The sequence below is a fragment of the Janthinobacterium agaricidamnosum genome (assembly GCF_003667705.1).
GTDB lineage: Bacteria > Pseudomonadota > Gammaproteobacteria > Burkholderiales > Burkholderiaceae_D > Janthinobacterium.
In genome coordinates this window covers 2,721,929-2,739,189 of sequence record NZ_CP033019.1, presented here as the reverse complement: position 1 = coordinate 2,739,189, position 17,261 = coordinate 2,721,929, and the positions used below count along the sequence as shown (strand labels likewise).

Annotated in this window: 15 protein-coding genes; 11 read left to right on the top strand and 4 right to left on the bottom strand. The window is 62.9% G+C overall.

Annotation, left to right across the window (positions count from 1 at the left end; genetic code table 11):
- Positions 1-441, bottom strand: coding sequence for a Cd(II)/Pb(II)-responsive transcriptional regulator (gene cadR / locus D9M09_RS12285; RefSeq protein ID WP_070218780.1), 441 nt, complete (start codon positions 439-441; stop codon positions 1-3).
- A 100-nt stretch (positions 442-541) separates the two neighbouring features.
- On the opposite strand from cadR, the gene D9M09_RS12280 reads away from it, so the two are divergent.
- The 3 genes from D9M09_RS12280 to D9M09_RS12270 all read left to right on the top strand — a co-directional run bounded on the left by D9M09_RS12280 (position 542) and on the right by D9M09_RS12270 (position 4,328).
- The gene (locus D9M09_RS12280) at positions 542-2,821 is read left to right on the top strand and encodes a heavy metal translocating P-type ATPase (RefSeq protein WP_121669415.1); all 2,280 of its coding nucleotides are present in this window, start codon (positions 542-544) and stop codon (positions 2,819-2,821) included.
- 84 nt (positions 2,822-2,905) lie between these two features.
- A complete protein-coding gene (locus D9M09_RS12275) occupies positions 2,906-3,154 on the top strand; it encodes a hypothetical protein (protein ID WP_121669414.1) in 249 nt (82 codons plus the stop codon).
- Between the two features lie 118 nt (positions 3,155-3,272).
- Positions 3,273-4,328, top strand: a complete 1,056-nt coding sequence (locus tag D9M09_RS12270; RefSeq protein WP_121669413.1) for an alpha/beta fold hydrolase — start codon at positions 3,273-3,275, stop codon at positions 4,326-4,328.
- On the opposite strand, the gene D9M09_RS12265 is transcribed toward D9M09_RS12270, so the two are convergent.
- Together D9M09_RS12265 and D9M09_RS12260 are read right to left on the bottom strand one after the other, a co-directional pair.
- Positions 4,325-5,803 (bottom strand): MFS transporter, encoded by a 1,479-nt coding sequence (locus tag D9M09_RS12265; protein WP_276208772.1) that lies wholly within the window; start codon positions 5,801-5,803, stop codon positions 4,325-4,327. The two genes, D9M09_RS12270 and D9M09_RS12265, sit on opposite strands and share 4 nt — an antisense overlap.
- Positions 5,804-5,931: 128 nt before the next feature.
- Positions 5,932-6,516, bottom strand: coding sequence for a GNAT family N-acetyltransferase (locus D9M09_RS12260; protein WP_121669411.1), 585 nt, complete (start codon positions 6,514-6,516; stop codon positions 5,932-5,934).
- Between the two features lie 97 nt (positions 6,517-6,613).
- Between D9M09_RS12260 and D9M09_RS12255 the strand changes: the two genes are divergently transcribed.
- From D9M09_RS12255 to D9M09_RS12245, 3 genes are all read left to right on the top strand, one after another.
- Positions 6,614-7,495, top strand: a complete 882-nt coding sequence (locus D9M09_RS12255) for a LysR family transcriptional regulator (RefSeq protein ID WP_070310845.1) — start codon at positions 6,614-6,616, stop codon at positions 7,493-7,495.
- An 87-nt stretch (positions 7,496-7,582) separates the two neighbouring features.
- The gene (locus D9M09_RS12250; RefSeq protein ID WP_070218770.1) at positions 7,583-7,798 is read left to right on the top strand and encodes a DUF6434 domain-containing protein; all 216 of its coding nucleotides are present in this window, start codon (positions 7,583-7,585) and stop codon (positions 7,796-7,798) included.
- A 32-nt stretch (positions 7,799-7,830) separates the two neighbouring features.
- Positions 7,831-8,289 (top strand): hypothetical protein, encoded by a 459-nt coding sequence (locus D9M09_RS12245; protein WP_121669410.1) that lies wholly within the window; start codon positions 7,831-7,833, stop codon positions 8,287-8,289.
- A 3-nt stretch (positions 8,290-8,292) separates the two neighbouring features.
- On the opposite strand, the gene D9M09_RS12240 is transcribed toward D9M09_RS12245, so the two are convergent.
- Positions 8,293-9,348 carry an NAD(P)/FAD-dependent oxidoreductase gene (locus D9M09_RS12240; RefSeq protein ID WP_121669409.1) on the bottom strand — a complete coding sequence of 352 codons (1,056 nt, stop codon included), beginning with the start codon at positions 9,346-9,348 and terminating at the stop codon, positions 8,293-8,295.
- Positions 9,349-9,893: 545 nt separating this feature from the next.
- On the opposite strand from D9M09_RS12240, the gene D9M09_RS12235 reads away from it, so the two are divergent.
- Genes D9M09_RS12235 through vioE form a run of 5 tightly spaced genes read left to right on the top strand, consistent with a single transcriptional unit; the run spans position 9,894 to position 17,212 of the window.
- Positions 9,894-11,201 carry an FAD-dependent oxidoreductase gene (locus D9M09_RS12235; RefSeq protein WP_121669408.1) on the top strand — a complete coding sequence of 436 codons (1,308 nt, stop codon included), beginning with the start codon at positions 9,894-9,896 and terminating at the stop codon, positions 11,199-11,201.
- Positions 11,198-14,212, top strand: coding sequence for an iminophenyl-pyruvate dimer synthase VioB (vioB, locus tag D9M09_RS12230; RefSeq protein ID WP_121669407.1), 3,015 nt, complete (start codon positions 11,198-11,200; stop codon positions 14,210-14,212). Before D9M09_RS12235 ends, vioB begins: the two co-directional genes overlap by 4 nt.
- Position 14,213: 1 nt before the next feature.
- Complete coding sequence (locus D9M09_RS12225) at positions 14,214-15,503, top strand: FAD-dependent oxidoreductase (RefSeq protein WP_121669406.1); 1,290 nt, start codon at positions 14,214-14,216, stop codon at positions 15,501-15,503.
- Positions 15,503-16,621 (top strand): tryptophan hydroxylase, encoded by a 1,119-nt coding sequence (locus D9M09_RS12220; RefSeq protein WP_121669405.1) that lies wholly within the window; start codon positions 15,503-15,505, stop codon positions 16,619-16,621. Before D9M09_RS12225 ends, D9M09_RS12220 begins: the two co-directional genes overlap by 1 nt.
- A gap of 9 nt (positions 16,622-16,630) precedes the next feature.
- Positions 16,631-17,212: a violacein biosynthesis enzyme VioE gene (gene vioE, locus D9M09_RS12215; protein WP_070288371.1), complete on the top strand. Its 582-nt coding sequence runs from the start codon at positions 16,631-16,633 to the stop codon at positions 17,210-17,212.
- Positions 17,213-17,261: the final 49 nt, after the last annotated feature.

The following is a 17,261-nucleotide window of genomic DNA, read 5'->3' as shown; positions in this document are numbered from 1 at the left end:
TCAATGGGATTGTGGGAGTTCGGTATGGCAGGCGCAGTCGTGGCCGCTGGCCGCCTCGGACAGGTTTTGCAGAATCGCGCAGTCTTGCGATGGCTGCGGCTGGTCGCACTGGTGGCGCAAGGTCACAAGCTGCTGCTGCAGGGTTTGCAAATTTGCCATCTGCTCGGCGATGCGCAGGATATGGTGGTCGAGCAATTCGTTGACGCTCTGGCAGCCTTCGGCCGGATTGTTCTTAAATTCCAGCAAGGCGCGGATATCGGTCAAGCCGATCTGCAAGGAGCGGCAATGGCGGATGAATTGCAGCCGTTCCTGGTGTTCTTCGCGGTATTCGCGGTAGCCGGCGCTGTTGCGCCCCGGTTCCTGCAGCAAGCCCGCCTTTTCATAGTAACGCACGGTTTCCACGTCACAATCTGTCCGTTTGGCCAGTTCTCCGATACGCATGGCATCCCCTTTTTCATTCTTTCGTGCAAATTCCGCTTGACCCTGTAGCGGCTACAGGGTTTCTAATGGAAGCATACACGAAACCGGAAGGACGAATGCGATGCCGCACGATAGCCACGATCATACCCACGAGCACAAGCACGACCATGAGCATCAGCATGCACCCAAGGCGGCCAGTTGCTGTTCCAGCCAGCATGCGTGCTCGTCCACGCCTGCGGCCCCGTCTGGTCCAGCGCTGCCCAGCGCGGCCATCGCCGGCGCGAGCACGGCCAAATACCGCATCGCCAACATGGATTGCCCCACGGAAGAACGCTTGATCCGCAACAAGCTGGCGAATATGGCGGGCGTGGTGGGCCTCGATTTCAACCTGATGAACCGCGTGCTGGACGTGCACCACACCCTGCCCGCGCTGGCCACGGTGGAAGCGGCCCTGCACGGCATCGGCATGCAGGCCATTCCCATGGAAGCGAACGCTGCCGTTGCGCGTGACCCGAACGAAGGCAATCTGTCCGGCATGCAAAAAGGCTTGCTGGTCGTTTCCGGCCTGGCCGCAGCGGGCGCCGAAGCGCTGGCGTGGACCACGCATGAAGACAGTTCGCCCCTCGTCATCGCCCTGGCCCTGCTGTCGATCGCCACGGGCGGCTGGCCGACCCTGAAGAAGGGCTGGATTGCCCTGAAGACGTTCACCCTGAACATCAATTTCCTGATGAGCCTGGCAGTGTTTGGCGCCATCGCCATCGGCCAGTGGCCGGAAGCGGCCATGGTCATCTTCCTGTTCGCCATCGCCGAGCTGATCGAGGGCCTGTCCCTGAACCGCGCGCGCAACGCCGTGCACAGCCTGATGCAGCTGGCGCCGGACACGGCGACAGTGGCCGACGCCAGCGGCGCCTGGCAGCAAGTATCCGTCGCCACCGTGGCCATCGGCGCGACCATGCGCGTGAAACCGGGCGAGCGCATCGCCCTCGATGGCGTCGTGGCCAGCGGCGAATCGTCCGTCAACCAGGCGCCGATCACCGGTGAAAGCATGCCGGTGGACAAGGCCGTGGGCGACGTCGTGTATGCGGGCACCATCAATGAACGGGGTTTGCTCGACGTCACCGTGACGGTCAACAGCGGCAACAGCACTCTGGCCAAGATCGTCAAGGTGATCGAGGAAACCCAGGGCAAGCAGGCGCCCACGCAGCGCTTTGTCGACAATTTCGCCCGCTACTACACGCCTGCCGTGGTCGTCTTCGCCATCCTCGTGGCCGTGCTGCCGCCCTTGCTGCTGGGCCAGCCCTTCATGGCCTGGGTCTACAAGGCCTTGGTGATGCTGGTGATCGCCTGCCCTTGCGCGCTCGTCATTTCCACGCCCGTCACGGTGGTCAGCGGCCTGACGGCGGCCGCGCGGCGCGGCATTTTAGTGAAAGGCGGGCAATTCCTGGAAACGGGTTATCGGATCAAGGCCATTGCCGTCGACAAGACGGGCACCCTGACCATGGGCAAGCCGGCCGTCACGGATGTGGTGGCCCTGGATGGCAGCGACCGCGACACCATCCTGCTGCTGGCCGCCAGCCTGGACGCCAACTCGGCCCACCCGCTGGCCGCCGCCATCGTCAAGGCGGGTCCGCCCGCCGGCAGCCACTTGCCCGTCAGCCAGTTTGCCGCCCTGCATGGACGCGGCGTGCAAGGCAATATCGATGGCCAGACCTATTATCTGGGCAACGCGCGCCTGATGACGGAATTGAAAGTCTTGACGCCGGCACTGCAAGCGATTTTGGCACGGCTGGAACAGCAAGCCTACACGGCCATGGTGCTGGCCACCCCGGCCGGTGCGCTGGGCGTGATCGCCGTGGCCGACGTGCTGCGTCCGACGGCCGCGTCCGCCATTGCCCGCCTGAATGCGCTGGGCGTGACGACCGTCATGCTGACGGGAGACAATCTGCTGACGGCGCAGCGCATCGCGTTTGACGTCGGCGTGAGCCTGGTCAAGGCGGAATTGCTGCCGGAAAACAAGCTCGATGAAATCAAGGCCTTGCAGCAAGAGTTCGGCGTGGTGGCCATGCTGGGCGACGGCGTCAACGACGCCCCGGCCCTGGCGCAGGCGGACATCGGCTTTGCCATGGGCGCGGCCGGCAGCGACACGGCCATCGAAACGGCGGACGTGGCCCTGATGGATGATGAACTGGGCAAGTTGCCTGAATTCATCAGCCTGAGCCAGCGCACGCGCAGCATCCTCGTGCAAAACATCAGCTTTGCCATCGGCATCAAGGCCGTGTTCTTCGGCCTGGCCCTGGCCGGCATGGCGACCCTGTGGATGGCCGTGTTTGCCGACGTGGGCGCCAGCCTGCTGGTGGTGGCCAATGGCTTGCGCCTGTTGCGCAATAACAAGCAAACATAGTCCCGGAAAGAAATATTTCCATCTGGACAATTGGTGTAAAAAACGCTACTTTGGCGGCTGCTCCCACCGCCGCCAAAGTAGCCGATGACCTTGCTGCCCCGCCTGTCCCTGCTGGCCGCTCTGCTGGCTGGCACCTCCTTGCACGCCGAACCGATGTTCTTCACGCCCTGCTCCGATACGGCCGCCCCCGGCAGCCTGTGCTCGGGCTTGAACGTGCCCGGCAGCTACGATGCCCAGGGCCACGCCGTCGGCGACGCGGATGCCATGCACGTCTTCGTGCGCAAGTTTGCCGCCGATGTGCCTGCCGGCAAGCCTGCCAAGGGTACGCTGTGAGTATTAACCCCCAAGGCAAGGTCTGGGGTCGGACCCTCAGGGTCCGACCCCAGTTTCTGCTTTCGGGTTGCACGTTTTTCCGATGCATCGCCGTTATGGAACATTCTGTCAGGATAATATGCGCAAAATCTGCTCAGTACTTTCACTACTGTCCTGCCTGGGGTTTGTCGAGGCAGCCGAACCCGCTTTTTCCGCTGGCACCATCTTCGCCTCGCCCGCGCAAGCCGTGCGCGAACAGGGCTACGTGCCCATCAATGGCATCGAACAATGGATCACGGTCACGGGCGCCGCCTGCGGCAATCCCGTGATCCTGTTTATCCATGGCGGTCCCGGCAATGCCTTGAGTCCGTTTGCCGACGCCATCTATGCACCCTGGCAACAGAATTACACCCTGGTGCAGTGGGACCAGCGCGGCGCGGGCATGACCTACGCGAAACAGCGCCCGACGGAAGATATCCCCTTGACGGTGGAACAGATGCGCGACGACGGCATCGCCGTAGCCCGTTATCTGCGGCAGCACCTGGGCAAGGACAAGGTCATCTTGATGGGCAGTTCCTGGGGTTCGATCCTGGGCGTGCACATGGCCAAGGCGCAGCCGGACCTGTTCCACGCGTATCTCGGCACGGCGCAAGTGGTCAATGCGCGCGACAACGAGGCCGGCATGTACCGCGAAGTGCTTGCGCTGGCGCAAGCGGCCGGCGATACCCCTACGGTGGACAAGCTGGCAGCGCTGGGGCCGCCGCCATGGACCGATCCGCGCAACTTCGGCATCCTGCGCCGTTTCGACCGCAAATATGAGGGATTGGCAACGGATGCGCCGCCAAAACACTGGTGGCAGCCGGCGCCGTTCTACGCCACGCCGCAAGCGCTGGCCGATGCCGAGGCGGCCGATGACTACTCGTACCTCCAGTTCATCGGCCTGCGCGGCGACGGCATGTTCGCCAAGGTCGACCTGCCCGCGCTGGGGACACGCTTCGACTTGCCCGTCTTCTTCATCACGGGCGAAGCGGACTTGTTGACCTCGCCCGCCATCGCGCGCACGTATTTCGACAGCATCACGGCGCCGGCCAAGGGTTTTACCCTGGTAAAACGGGCCGGACACGACCCCAACCAGGCCGTGCTGCACGCCCAATGGACGGTCTTGCGCGACCAGGTGGTGCCGCTGATTCATTAAATCGCGCGGCGCGCCCGCAGATGCAGGTAACGGATGGTGGCGGCGGCCGCCATCAGGATGGCGGAAGCCGTTGCCAGCACGACAATAAATGCCTTGTCGAAGGCCGAACGGGCCAGTTCCGACACTTGCAAGCCCAGTTCGGCCGGCAATTGCTCGGCGGCCAGCAGCGCCGCGTCCAAGGTGTCATGGGCGTTCGGCAGCAGGCCCGCGCTTTCCGGGATCACCAGGGTGGCGCTGTAGACGGCCGACATGATGGTGCCCAGAACCGTCACGCCGATCACGGCGCCCAGTTCGTACGACACTTCCTCGATCGAGGCGGCCATGCCGGCTTGCTGGGGAGCCACGTTGAGCATCACGGCGCTCGATGCGGCCGTCATGACGGCGCCCAGGCCAAGGCCCAGGATCACCAGGCTGGCCACTTGCGCCGAGACGGCGGCGTCATGCAGCACCAGATACGATGCCATGCCTATACCGGACAGCAACAGCGAACCCCACAAGACCTTGGCCTTGTCGGCGCGCGGCAGCATGAAACCCGTCAACGGACCGGCAAACACGGACGCCAGCGGCAGCGGCAACAGCAGCAGACCCGCTTCCAGCGGCGACAGTTCCCGCACCAGCTGCATGTGCTGGCTCAGCGCCAGTTCCATGCCGATCAGGGCGGCGGACGCCACCATGGCGGCGGCCACTGCGCTGGAAAACGGCAGTTCGCGGAACAGGGCGAAGTCGATCAGCGGCCGGGCTTGGCGCTTCTGGCGACGCACGAACTTCAGCATGAAGAAGGCGCCCACGGCGAACGAGGCGGCGGCCAGCGCATACGAGGGCTGCGACTTGCCCAGCTCCTTGATCGCATACACGCCACCAAGCAAACCCATCATGACTTGCAGCGAGCCCTTCAAGTCCCATGGCTTGTCGCGGTTACCGGCCCGTTTCGGCAGGATGACAGTGGCCAATACCAAGGTCAGCAGCACGATGGGCACGTTGATCAGGAAGACGGAACCCCACCAGTAATGTTCCAGCAGGAAACCACCGAGCACGGGCCCGAAGGCGGCACCGCCGGAGGCGATGGCCGCCCACACGCCGATGGCGAACGAGCGCTCGCGGTTATCCGTAAAGGTCAGGCGGATGATGGACAAGGTGGCCGGCATCATCAGGGCGGCGCCGATGGCCAGCAGCACGCGGGCAAAGATCAGCCATTCCGGCGCAGGCGAAAACGCGGCGCACAGCGAGGCGATGCCGAACACGGCCAGGCCGGCGAGGAAAACGGGTTTGTGGCTCAAGCGGTCACCGAGGGTGCCGAGGCCGGGCAACAGACCGGAGACGACCAGCGCGTAGACGTTGATGATCCACAGTTTTTGCGAGGAAGTGGCTTGCAAGTCGCGCGTCAGCGCGGGCAAGGCGGTGTAGAGCACGGTCATGTCGACCACGATCAGGAACAGGGCGCTGGAGACGATGGCCAGCGTCAGCCATTTTTTCATTGGATGCATAAACAACTCATGGATTTTAGTGTAACTTTTAACAACTATCGGTTTGGATAAATCTGGTGCTGCGCAAATATTTACGTTCCAGGCTGCCACGGGCCTGGCCTTGTCGGGGGCGGCTTGCGTCAGCCACGGTCGCCATCCTTGTCATCCACGGCGGCACTCGCTGTAGTTGCGTCGAGTTCGCGCAGCATGACGACGGACACTTGCTTGAAGCCGCGGCCCTGGAAGAATTGTTGTGCCGTCAGGTTGTGCGCGCCGCATTCAAGGAACAAGCGGGCGATGCCGTGGCTGCGCAGCTCGTCGGCCACCCACTCCACCAGCAAGCTGCCGATGCCGCTGCCGCGCACGGAAGGCAGCAAGACCAGGTCGTCCAGCGCGGCGAACGATTTCGAGGCGCGCTGGCGCGTATCGATGGACACCAAGGCCATGCCGACGATGGCGTCGCCGGCAGTGGCGACGGCCAGCAGGGTCGAATCGCCATGCGCCCAGTCGTGCGACAGGGCGGCGCGGATTTCGCCGCGTATGACTTCAGGCAAGTCCGCGCGCCAGTTGCCGGGCGCATCGGCCCGTTCGCCCTGCAGCTCCGAATGGGAGATATAGTCGGCGCTGACATTGTCAAGGTAGAGCTTGCACAGCGCGTCTTCGGCGGTGGCGTCGTGACACCAGCTGAAGCTGATGGCGGGGGTATGGGCTTGGGCGTTTTTCATGGCGGATCTCGTGTTATTGAATTAGTAAAAGCATTTTATGTCGCCCCTGAATGGCATTCAAGTTAAAATCCATCTGTAAAACAGATAGGTGGATGCCATGCAATGGACTTTGGAACAAATGCGTTACTTTGAAGCGGCTGTCGCGGCCGGTTCTTTCTCGGGCGCGGCGCGCAGGCTGGGCCGCGCGCAATCGGTGGTCAGCACCTCGATCGGCTTGCTGGAAGCGGAATTCGGCGTGGAACTGTTCGACCGCTCGCGCCGCAGCGCCGTGCTGACGGAAGCGGGCAAGGTCATGCACCTCGAAGCGTGCGAACTGCTGCGCCAGGCCGAGCGCTTGCAGCTGCGCGCCCAGCTGCTGAGCGAGGCGCCCGAAGCGCAGCTGACCCTGGCCCTGGACGAAGCCCTGCCCTATCTGGCCATCGGCACCCTGGTAAAAGAGCTGGCGGCGCGCTACCCGGCGCTGGAACTGGTGATGCTCAACGCCACGGCGTCGGAAGTGGCGCAATACGTGGAGCAGCAGCAAGCCGACGTGGCTTTTCATTTTGACCGTGGCCCGATTTCTCCCGTGCTGGAACAGCAGCACATTGGCAGCGTGGCGCAAGGCGTGTTCGTGGCCAAGGGCCACCCCATGGCGCACGGCCAGGAAGTAAGCCGCAACGAGCTGACCCGCTACCGCCAGCTGATCATGGATTCCGAGCTCAACCGCGAACAGGCCTTCAGCCCCGCCGTCTGGTTTTCCGACAGTTTTTACAGCATCGCGGAAATGGTCGCGGACGAGCTGGGCTGGGCAATTTTGCCGCTGAACATCGCCAATTACGATAACTACAAGGGCTATCTGCAGGAAGTGCCCTGCCCTGCGCTGGCTTTATCCAGGCTACCGGTGCGGCGGCTGGCTATCCATGGCAAGAAGCTGAGCGAGACGAGTTTGTGGCTGACGACCAGGCTGGCGGAGTTGTTGGCGGATGGGCCTAGGGGGTGAGACAGTTGGACAGTCGCTGAACTGTTGCCCATGATCTAGAATGGCACGCTCTGGCCATTCAAGGTAATACAGCAAAGGGAATACAGCATGGAATTCGATTGGCACGGCGGCATTATTTCCCGCCACACTGTCGTTGATGTGCACTACAGGAATACGCAGAACGTCAGGCGCTTCTTGCTTGCCCAATGCGGACCGCAATTTACGTTCCAGCGCGATTTCATGGCCTGGATACGCGACGGCGCCGCGAAAACCATGGGCGATGTTGCCGATGAGTGGCTACGCCGCCACCGCATTGCCCGCTAGCCGCTTGCACGCACGAAAATAGAAAGATTGACATGACGCTATCAACGGTGTTCAGCAACTGGCTCACCATGGCCAAAGACGATCCCGTGGAGATTGATCCCGACGACATCAACCACGAAGCCAGAGCCAATATGTGGAGCTTCTCTCCCACAGACGAGGAAACGCCGCAGATCCATGCGGCCGATATCGTCGCCTTCATCGGCGAGGTGATCGCGGCGCGCCGCAGTGCCCTCGCTGGCGAGGATATGCTGTTCTATTGCTGGCACGATGCGCAATGCCGGCAGTTGCGTTTTAGCCTGGTGTCGCGCTCGCATGGGCGGCTGCCGTTTCGCTGCGAACTGCGCGAAACGCAGGATATGGCGCTGATCGCCGAGCGCGTGGTCAACGGCGACTGGCGCAATGAGGATTTCATGCAGGCCCCGTCGGAGGAAGGCGATGCGCAGGAGCAAGTGCCGTTCGTCCTGCCCGTGTTCGTGGTAGCCGTGCCTTAAAAGTCAGCACGCCAGAAAACGCGCGGGCCGGCAAGCCTCCAGGGCCGGCGCTGGCTCGCCAGTGACAATCTCCCCGCTGGCCAGCTGGCCCACGATGGCGGCCAGCACCACGCCCGGATGCATGGCGCATACGTACACTCCTTTGATATTTGGCAGATAGCCGATGACGGGTACGCCGTCTGCGGGCATGGGGCGCAAGCCGATGCCGGCGAATTCCGGCACAATGGCATCGGCGCCCGCCAGTTCTGCCCTAATCGCGCAGGCCGTGCGTAGCGCGATGGCGGCGGGCTGGTTTTCCGGCGCGTCGTCCAGATAGTCTTCCGCTGCCAGCATGGTCCCGTCCTCGGCTTGCCGCACTTCCATTGCATGATTGGAAATGATGCCGCGCACGAGGCCGGGCGGCGCCTGGTAGCGCAGGAAGATGGCGGGCGAGGCGTGAATCGGCAAGTCAACTCCCAGTTGCGCGGCCAGGCTGGCCGTGCCCGTACCCGCCGCCAGCACGACAATATCGGCCCCGATGAGGCCCGCGGCCGTCTCCACGCCCGTCACCTGTGCGTCCCGTATGGTAAAACCCAGCACGGGCGTGTGCGTGCGGACCGTTGCACCGAGCGCCTGGGCCGCCGCCAGCAAAGCGTGCGTGGCGGCAATGGCGTCGAGCGCACCCTCATCCGGCTCGTGGACGGCCTGTTCCGGCGGCTGCCGCAGCTGAGGTTCAAGCTGGGCGATGCGCGAGCGGTCAATCAAGATGGATTCGGGCGACACACGCCCATCCTGCGTGCCATACGACAAGGCTCCGTGCCAGCGCATCGTCAAGCCCGGCACCTGCGATTCCAGCTTCCGGTAGGCTGCGATGGCGCCGCCGCGCAGGGCCGCGATGGGATCAATCCCCGCGCAGGAGGTGTTAATCCACGCAAACGAGGTGCCCGTCACGCCGGACGCGATGGCGCCCGCCTCGACCACGGTGACTTGTGCGCCCTTGCTGGCCAGGTGGTAGGCGAGCGACGCGCCGACGATGCCGGCGCCGATGACGACGACGCGTTCTGGAGCACTTTGATTCACAGTTGACAACTTTGCTTATTTATCACGGGACCGAGTCTACCACGGGCGCAGCAACTCCAGCGCATAGGCATGGCCATCGACAACCTTGCCTTCCACGATGGCGATATCTAGAACCCGGCAAGGCGCCGCGCAGCCGTGCGCGAACCCACCAGCCACGCCACCAGCAGCGAAGCGGCCATGGCGGAGCATTGCAATAAGTCGATGAATTCGGACATGGTGCCTCCTGTTTTCGATGAGCGTAGCAACATTCGCGCTTGATCAGCGCGCGCCTTGCAGACGACAACTACATTGATATTTATCAAACTGACAGCCCGATACCCGGGCTATTGTCGGTGCCATCTTTGATTTGAAACAGAAACTCTGCTGCCAAGAATCGACCATACCAGACGCAACGCCAGTTCTCGCCAGGCTCTTCATTTCCCAGCCGATAACGCTCGCCAAGTGCGGTAACACCCAGCGTTCCCCCTCTCTTGCCTACACGAGCTGGGGAAACTTTTGCTAACGATTTTGCAGCTTTTTTAATGAACGTTAAAAAGGAATTTCGTATGAGCACGTATTCTGATATTTGCATCATCGGCGCCGGCATAGGCGGCCTGACTTGCGCCAATCGGCTGATCGACGGCGCCGCCGGCAGGAAGCTGCGCATCCACGTATTCGACCTGAATGCCACCGTCGGCGGCCGCATCCAGTCGCGGAAAATAGATGGCGAGGAAATCGCCGAACTGGGCGCCGCCCGCTACTCGCCGCAGCTGCATCCGCATTTCCAGCAACTCATGCAGGGTAGCGGATTGCCGCATGCGGTCTACCCGTTCACCGAAGTCATCTCCCACGATAGCGTGCTGGAAGAGCTGAAGGCAACACTGGATGACCTGAGCCCGATGCTGAAAGAGCATCCGAATGACTCCTTCCTCGCGTTCGTCAGCCATTACCTGGGCGCCGCCAAGGCCACCCACATCATCAAGGCGACCGGCTATGACGCATTGCTGCTGCCGATGGTGTCGGCGGTCATGGCCTACGACATCATCAAGAAACACCCGGAAACGCAGCACTTTACGGAAAACGCCGCCAACCAGTGGCACTATGCGACCGACGGCTACCACGCGTTGCTGTGCCAGTTGCAGCACCAGGCCCAGGCCGCCGGGGTGGAATTCCGGCTCGAACATCGTCTGCTGTCCGTTGAAAAATCCGGCGCCGAGCATGTGCTCGCCTTCAGCCACCATGGCGACACGCAGATGCACCGCACACGCCATCTGGTGATGGCCATCCCGCCGTCCGCCATGCCGCGCCTGAACCTGGATTTCCCGCACGCCTGGAGTCCATTCCAGTACGACTCGCTGCCCCTGTTCAAGGGCTTCCTGACGTTCGACACGGCCTGGTGGGACGCGCTCGGGCTGACCGACAAGGTGCTGATGGCGGCAAATCCCCTGCGCAAGATCTACTTCAAGAGCGACAAATATGTGCTGTTCTATACCGACAGCAAAAGCGCCGCCTACTGGCGGGACAGCCTCGAGCTCGGTGAAGACGTGTACCTGGAGCGTGTCCGCAGCCACCTGGAAGAAGTGCTGCCGCTCGACGGTCAGCCGCTGCCACAGATCAAGGCGCACTTTCACAAGTTCTGGCCCCATGGCGTCGAGTTTTGCGTGGAGCCGGAAGCCGAGCACCCGGCCGTCCTGCTGCACCGGGACGGCATCATTTCCTGTTCGGATGCGTATACCGCGCATTGCGGCTGGATGGAAGGCAGCCTGATCAGTGCCCAGCAAGCCTGCGGCCTGTTGCTGCAACGGCTAGATCAGCTGGAAGACGTCGCCGCCGCCAACGATACCTTCATCACTACCTCGACCGAGCGCGCATGAGCCTACTTGACTTCCCCCGCCTGCATTTTCGGGGTTTTGCCCGCGCCAATGTGCCGACCGGGAATCGCAATACGCATGGCAACATCGATATCGCCACGAATGCGGTATCGATGGCGGGCGAAGCTGTCGACCTGAGCCGGCCGCCGGCCGAATTCCATGCGCACCTGAAACAGCTTGCCCCCCGTTTCAATGCGGAGGGCAAGCCCGATCCGGACGGCATCTTCAGCCAGGCGGCAGGCTATAATTTTTGTGGCAACAATCATTTCTCGTGGGAGAACGCGAGGATCACGGGCGTCCAGCTGCGCGATGGCGAGGTCGATACGCAAGACGCGCTGGTGGGCGCCAGGCTGGCGCTGTGGGGCCACTACAACGAGTATCTGCGTACGACGTTCAACCGCGCCAGGTGGATCGACAACAACCCGGCGCAGCCGGACACCACGCTGATCTACGCCGGCCAGTTCACCTTGAGCGACAAACTGGCCACGCCAAACACGCCCACCTTGTTCACCGCCGACATCGCGCAGGCGCATTCGGTGCGCTGGCTCGGCAGCGGCCATATCACGGAACGCAGCGGGCATTTCCTGGATGATGAATTCGGCCGCTCCAGGCTGTTCCAGTTTTCCGTGGCAAAGGGGGACCCGCATTTCCTGTTCAATGCGGACCTGCCGCTGCCGGCCAGCATGCATGCCTTGCAGCAAGCCCTGGCCGACGACGAGGTGCTGGGACTGACGGTGCAGTATTGCCTGTTCAATATGTCCACGCCGCAAAAACCCGACTCGCCCGTGTTCTACGACCTGGCCGGCAGCATCGGCCTGTGGCGGCGCGACGAGCTGGCCACCTATCCGGCCGGCCGCCTGCTGCAGCCGCGCCAGGGCAGCCTGGGGCCGGTGCTGGTAAAAGTACATGCGGACCGCGTCTCGTTCAACATGCCGACCGCCATTCCGTTCACCACGCGCGGCACGGGCGCCGTCTCGGAACAGCATCCGACGCATGCCTTGGGCGGCAAGCAGGCGCTGGGCGAGCTGTTGCTGCATGACGGCGCCGGCACCTTGCTGGCCCGGATTCCCGAGCAGCTGTACCGCGACTATTGGCGCCATCACGGCGTCTTCGATGTGCCGCTGCAACATGCCGCCGCCTCGGGTTCGCTCAGCCTGGGCAGCGCGCAGGCGCAGTGGGAAGAAGCCGACTGGGTGCTGCAATCGGACAGCAACCAGCTGTACCTGGAAGCGCCGAACCGGAAAAAGCACGAGCAATTTCCGCAGACGATCACCGTACAAAGCCGCTTCCGCGGCGAACTGGCGGCACTTGCTACCCTGTCAGCGCAGGCCGAGGACGGTGCGCTGCTGGCCGTGGAGCAGCAGCCGTCGCCGCTCGGGCATGGCTACACGGCGCTGACCCTGACGGGCCGCCAGCCGGGCGCGACCAGGATCGTGCTGGGGACCGGCAACGACAAACAGTACCTCGGCGTGCGCGTGCTGCCCGACGACTGGGACCTCGACGATGTACCGGCCGAACAGGTCGACTACGCCTTCCTCTACCGGCATGTGATGAGCTACTACGAGCTCGTGTACCCCTTCATGTCGGACAAGGTCTTCAGCCTGGCGGACCAGTGCAAGTGCGAAACGTATTCGCGCCTGATGTGGCAGATGTGCGACCCGCAGAACCGCGACAAGAGCTATTACATGCCCAGCACCCGCGAACTGTCGCTGCCGAAGTCGCGCCTGTTCCTGAAATACCTGACGCAGGTCGAGGCAAAGGCCAAGGCGGCGCTGCCGCAACCGGCGGCACAGCATGTCATCGGCGGCAAGGCGGAGCTGATCGACGAGCTGAAGAAGGCCATCGACCTGGAATTGTCGCTGATGCTGCAATACCTGTATGCCGCGTATTCGATTCCCAATTACGCGCAGGGGGCGGCGCTGGTGCGGGCCGGCCGCTGGCTGCCGGCCGAGCTGGAACTGGCCTGCGGCGGCGAAGACCGGCGCCGCAACAGCGGGACGCGCGGCGCGCTGCTGGAAATCGCCCATGAAGAAATGATTCACTACTTATTAGTCAACAATGTGTTGATGGCGCTGGGCGAACCGTTTTATAGCGGCACCCCGGTGCTGGGCCAGCAGGCGCGCCAGCGTTTCGGCCTGGACACGGAATTCGCCTTCGAGCCATTTTCCGAACACGTGCTGGCCCGCTTCGTGCGTTTCGAATGGCCCGACTATATTCCCACGCCGGGCAAATCCATCGCGACCTTCTATACGGCGATCCGCCAGGCCGTGGCCGAGCTGCCCGGCCTGTTCGAGAGCGGCGGCGGCAAGCGCGGCGGCGAACACCACCTGTTCCTGAAAGAGCTGACCAACCACGCCTATCCCGGCTACCAGCTGGAGGTGTCCGACCGCGACAGCGCGCTGTTCGCCATCGACTTCGTCACCGAGCAGGGAGAAGGTGTGGCTGTCGATTCGCCGCATTTCGCCTCGTCACATTTCCACCGCCTGCGTGCCGTCGCCGGCAGGTTTTCCGCCTGCGACAAGCCGTTCGAGCCGGCCCTGCCGGCGCTGAAGAATCCCGTGCTGGAAGCGCGCGCGGACTGCAGCGTGGTGACCGACCCGAAGGCGCGCGCGCTGATGCGGCTGTATCAGGGGTGCTACGAACTGACCTTCCTGCTGATGGCGCACCATTTCGCGCAGCAGCCGCTGGGCAGCCTGCGCCGCTCGCGCCTGATGAACGCCTCGATCGACATCATGACCGGCCTGTTGCGTCCCCTGTCGGCGGCCCTGATGAACATGCCGTCCGGCTTGCCCGGCCGCCACGCGGGACCGCCCGTACCCGAGCCGGTCGGCAGCCGGGTCAGCAGCGACTACAGCCTGGGCTGCGACATGCTGGCGCAGAAATGCCTGGCGCTGGCGCAGTACGCGCGCAGCCTTGAGAGCGATGTCATCGGCATGGCGCCGATAGAAATGTTGGAGTTTTTCAATCAGCAACTTACCGATTTATCTCGGGGAAAGATGTCAAGAGAGGCCTGAAATGCATAAAATCATTATCGTCGGCGGAGGCCTGGCAGGTAGCCTCAGCGCCATTTATCTGGCGCAACGGGGACACGATGTCCACGTTGTCGAAAAACGCGGCGATCCGCTGCTGGAGAATGCCGCAAACGCCGACCCGGTCAACTCGCGCGCCATCGGCGTGAGCATGACCGTGCGCGGCATCAAGGCCGTCCTGGGAGCCGGCATCAATAAACAGGAGCTCGACCAGTGCGGCGAGCCCATCGTCGGCATGGCGTTCAGCGTGGGCGGCCGGCACCGGATACGCGAGCTGACCCCGCTCGAAGGCCTGTTTCCCCTGTCGCTGGACCGCACGGCCTTCCAGCGCCTGCTGAACCGGCATGCCGTCAAGCACGAGGTGAAGTATTACTTTGAGCATAAATGCCTGGATGTCGACCTGGAAAGAAAGAGCGTACTGATCCAGGCCCCGGACGGCGCCGTACGGCAGCTGGATGGCGACCTGATCATTGGCGCAGACGGCGCCCACTCCGCAGTACGGCGTGCCATGCAAAGCGGCGTGCGCCGCTTTGAGTTCAGGCAGAGTTACTTCCGCCATGGCTACAAAACCTTGGTGTTGCCGAACGCGGCGGACTTGGGATTCAGGAAGGATTTGCTGTACTTCTTCGGCATGGATTCCAAGGGGCTGTTTGCCGGCCGCGCGGCCACCATTCCGGACGGCAGCATCAGCTTTGCCCTGTGCCTGCCCTACACCGGCACACCGAGCCTGGGCACGCTGAACCGCGAAGCCATGGCCGACTTCTTCAGCCGCTACTTCGGCAGCCTGCCGCCGGAGCATCGCAAGGAGATGCTGGACCAGTTCATGACGCTGCCCAGTAACGACCTCATCAATGTCCGCTCCAGCACCTTCCACTACAAGGCCAATATTCTGCTGATCGGCGATGCGGCGCATGCCACCGCCCCCTTCCTCGGGCAGGGCATGAACATGGCGCTGGAAGACGTCCACGTCTTCGTTTCCCTGCTGGAAAAGCATGGCAATGCCCTGGGCCCCGCCCTGTCCGAATTCACGCAGCAGCGCAAGGTGCAGGCCGACGCCATGCAGGACATGGCGATCGCCAACTATGAAGCGCTGAGCAATCCGAATCTGATTTTCTTCCTGCAGACGCGCTACACGCGCTACATGCACAAGAAATTCCCCCGTGTTTATCCGCCAGACATGGCGGAGAAACTGTACTTCACATCGGTTCCCTACGATGAACTGCAGCAAATCCAGAAGAAACAAAACGTTTGGTACAAACTTGGAAGGGTAAATTAATGAACATTCTCGTTATCGGCGCAGGACCCGCAGGACTGATCTTTGCCAGTCAGATGAAACAAGCCCAACCGGGCTGGGATATCAGCATTACGGAAAAAAATACCCCGGAAGAAGTGCTGGGCTGGGGCGTGGTGCTGCCGGGCCGGCCGCCGCGCCATCCTGCCAATCCGCTCTCCTACCTGGAGCAGCCGGAACGGCTCAATCCGCAGTTCCTGGAAGAATTCAAGCTCGTGCATCACGACCAGCCCAACCTGATGAGCACCGGTGTGACCCTGTGCGGCGTGGGACGCCAGGCCCTGGTGCAGGCCTTGCGCGCCAAGTGCGTGGCGGCCGGCATCGCCATCCGCTATGAAACGCCGCCGGCGGACAAGGCGCAGCTGGAAGCCGAGTACGACCTGGTGGTGGTGTCGAATGGCGTCAACTACAAATCGCTGGACTTGCCGCCCGCGCTGGCGCCGCACATCGATTTCGGCCGCAACAAATACATCTGGTACGGCACCACCCAGCTGTTTGACCAGATGAACCTGGTGTTCCGCAGCAATGACCAAGGGATTTTCATCGGCCATGCCTATAAATACTCGGACACGATGAGCACCTTTATCGTCGAATGCAGCGAAGAAACGTACGCCAAGGCGGGGCTGGAGGCGCTGTCCGAACGCGACGCCGCCGCGTATATCGCCCAAACCTTCAAGGCCGAACTCGGCGAGCACGGGTTGCAGAGCCAACCGGGCCAGGGCTGGCGCAACTTCATGACTCTCAGCCGCGACCGGGCCTGCGACGGCAAGTTCGTGCTGCTCGGCGATGCGCTGCAATCGGGGCATTTTTCCATCGGCCATGGCACCACCATGGCGGTGGTGGCAGCCCTGCTGCTGGTCAAGATCCTCCATACCGAAGCCGGCGCGGCGGCCGCCCTGGACAGCTTCAACGCGCGCGCCGTGCCCCTGATGCAATTGTTCAAGGACCACGCCAACAGCAGCCGCCTGTGGTTTGAAAGCGTGGGCGAGCGTATCGGACTGAGCAATGAAGAGCTGACCGCCAGCTTCGACGCGCGACGCAAGGACTTGCCGTCGCTGCAGGAAGCGCTGATGGCCAGCCTCGGCTACGCGCTGGGCCGCTAGGGAGCCGCCATGCCGACACACCTCGCCCCGCCGCTGCTGCCGCTGCAATGGAGCAGCGCCTATATCTCCTACTGGACACCGATGCAGGAGGACGATCAGGTCACGTCCGGCTATTGCTGGTTCGACTATGCGCGCAACATCTGCCGCATCGATGGCCTGTTCAATCCCTGGTCGGAAAAGGAACATGGGCACCTGCTGTGGATGTCGGAAATCGGCGATGCCAGGCGCGAACAAAGCCGCAAGCAGAAAGTGGCCTACGCGAGGCAGGCGCAGGCAACTGGCGAGCAGCTGCAGGGCACGGCGCTGGCCGACGAGGTCACGCCATTCCATGACTTGTTCCTGCCGCAAGCCGTGCTGCTGGACGGCGGTGCGCGTCACGACGGCCGCCACACCGTGCTGGGCCAGGAGGCGGACGCCTGGGTAGTCGAGCGTGCGGGCAAGCCGCCATCGGTCTTTTACCTGGAGGCCGGCGGCAACCGCCTGCTGCGCATGGTCACCGGCAATGATCCGCAGCACCTTTCGGTACGCGACTTCCCCAACCTGCTAGTCGGCGACATTCCGGATAGCGTCTTTACGTCTTGCAACACCTGACCAGGATGTGGCGCGCGCCCGAGCCCCATACGGCCCGGGCGCGCGCGCG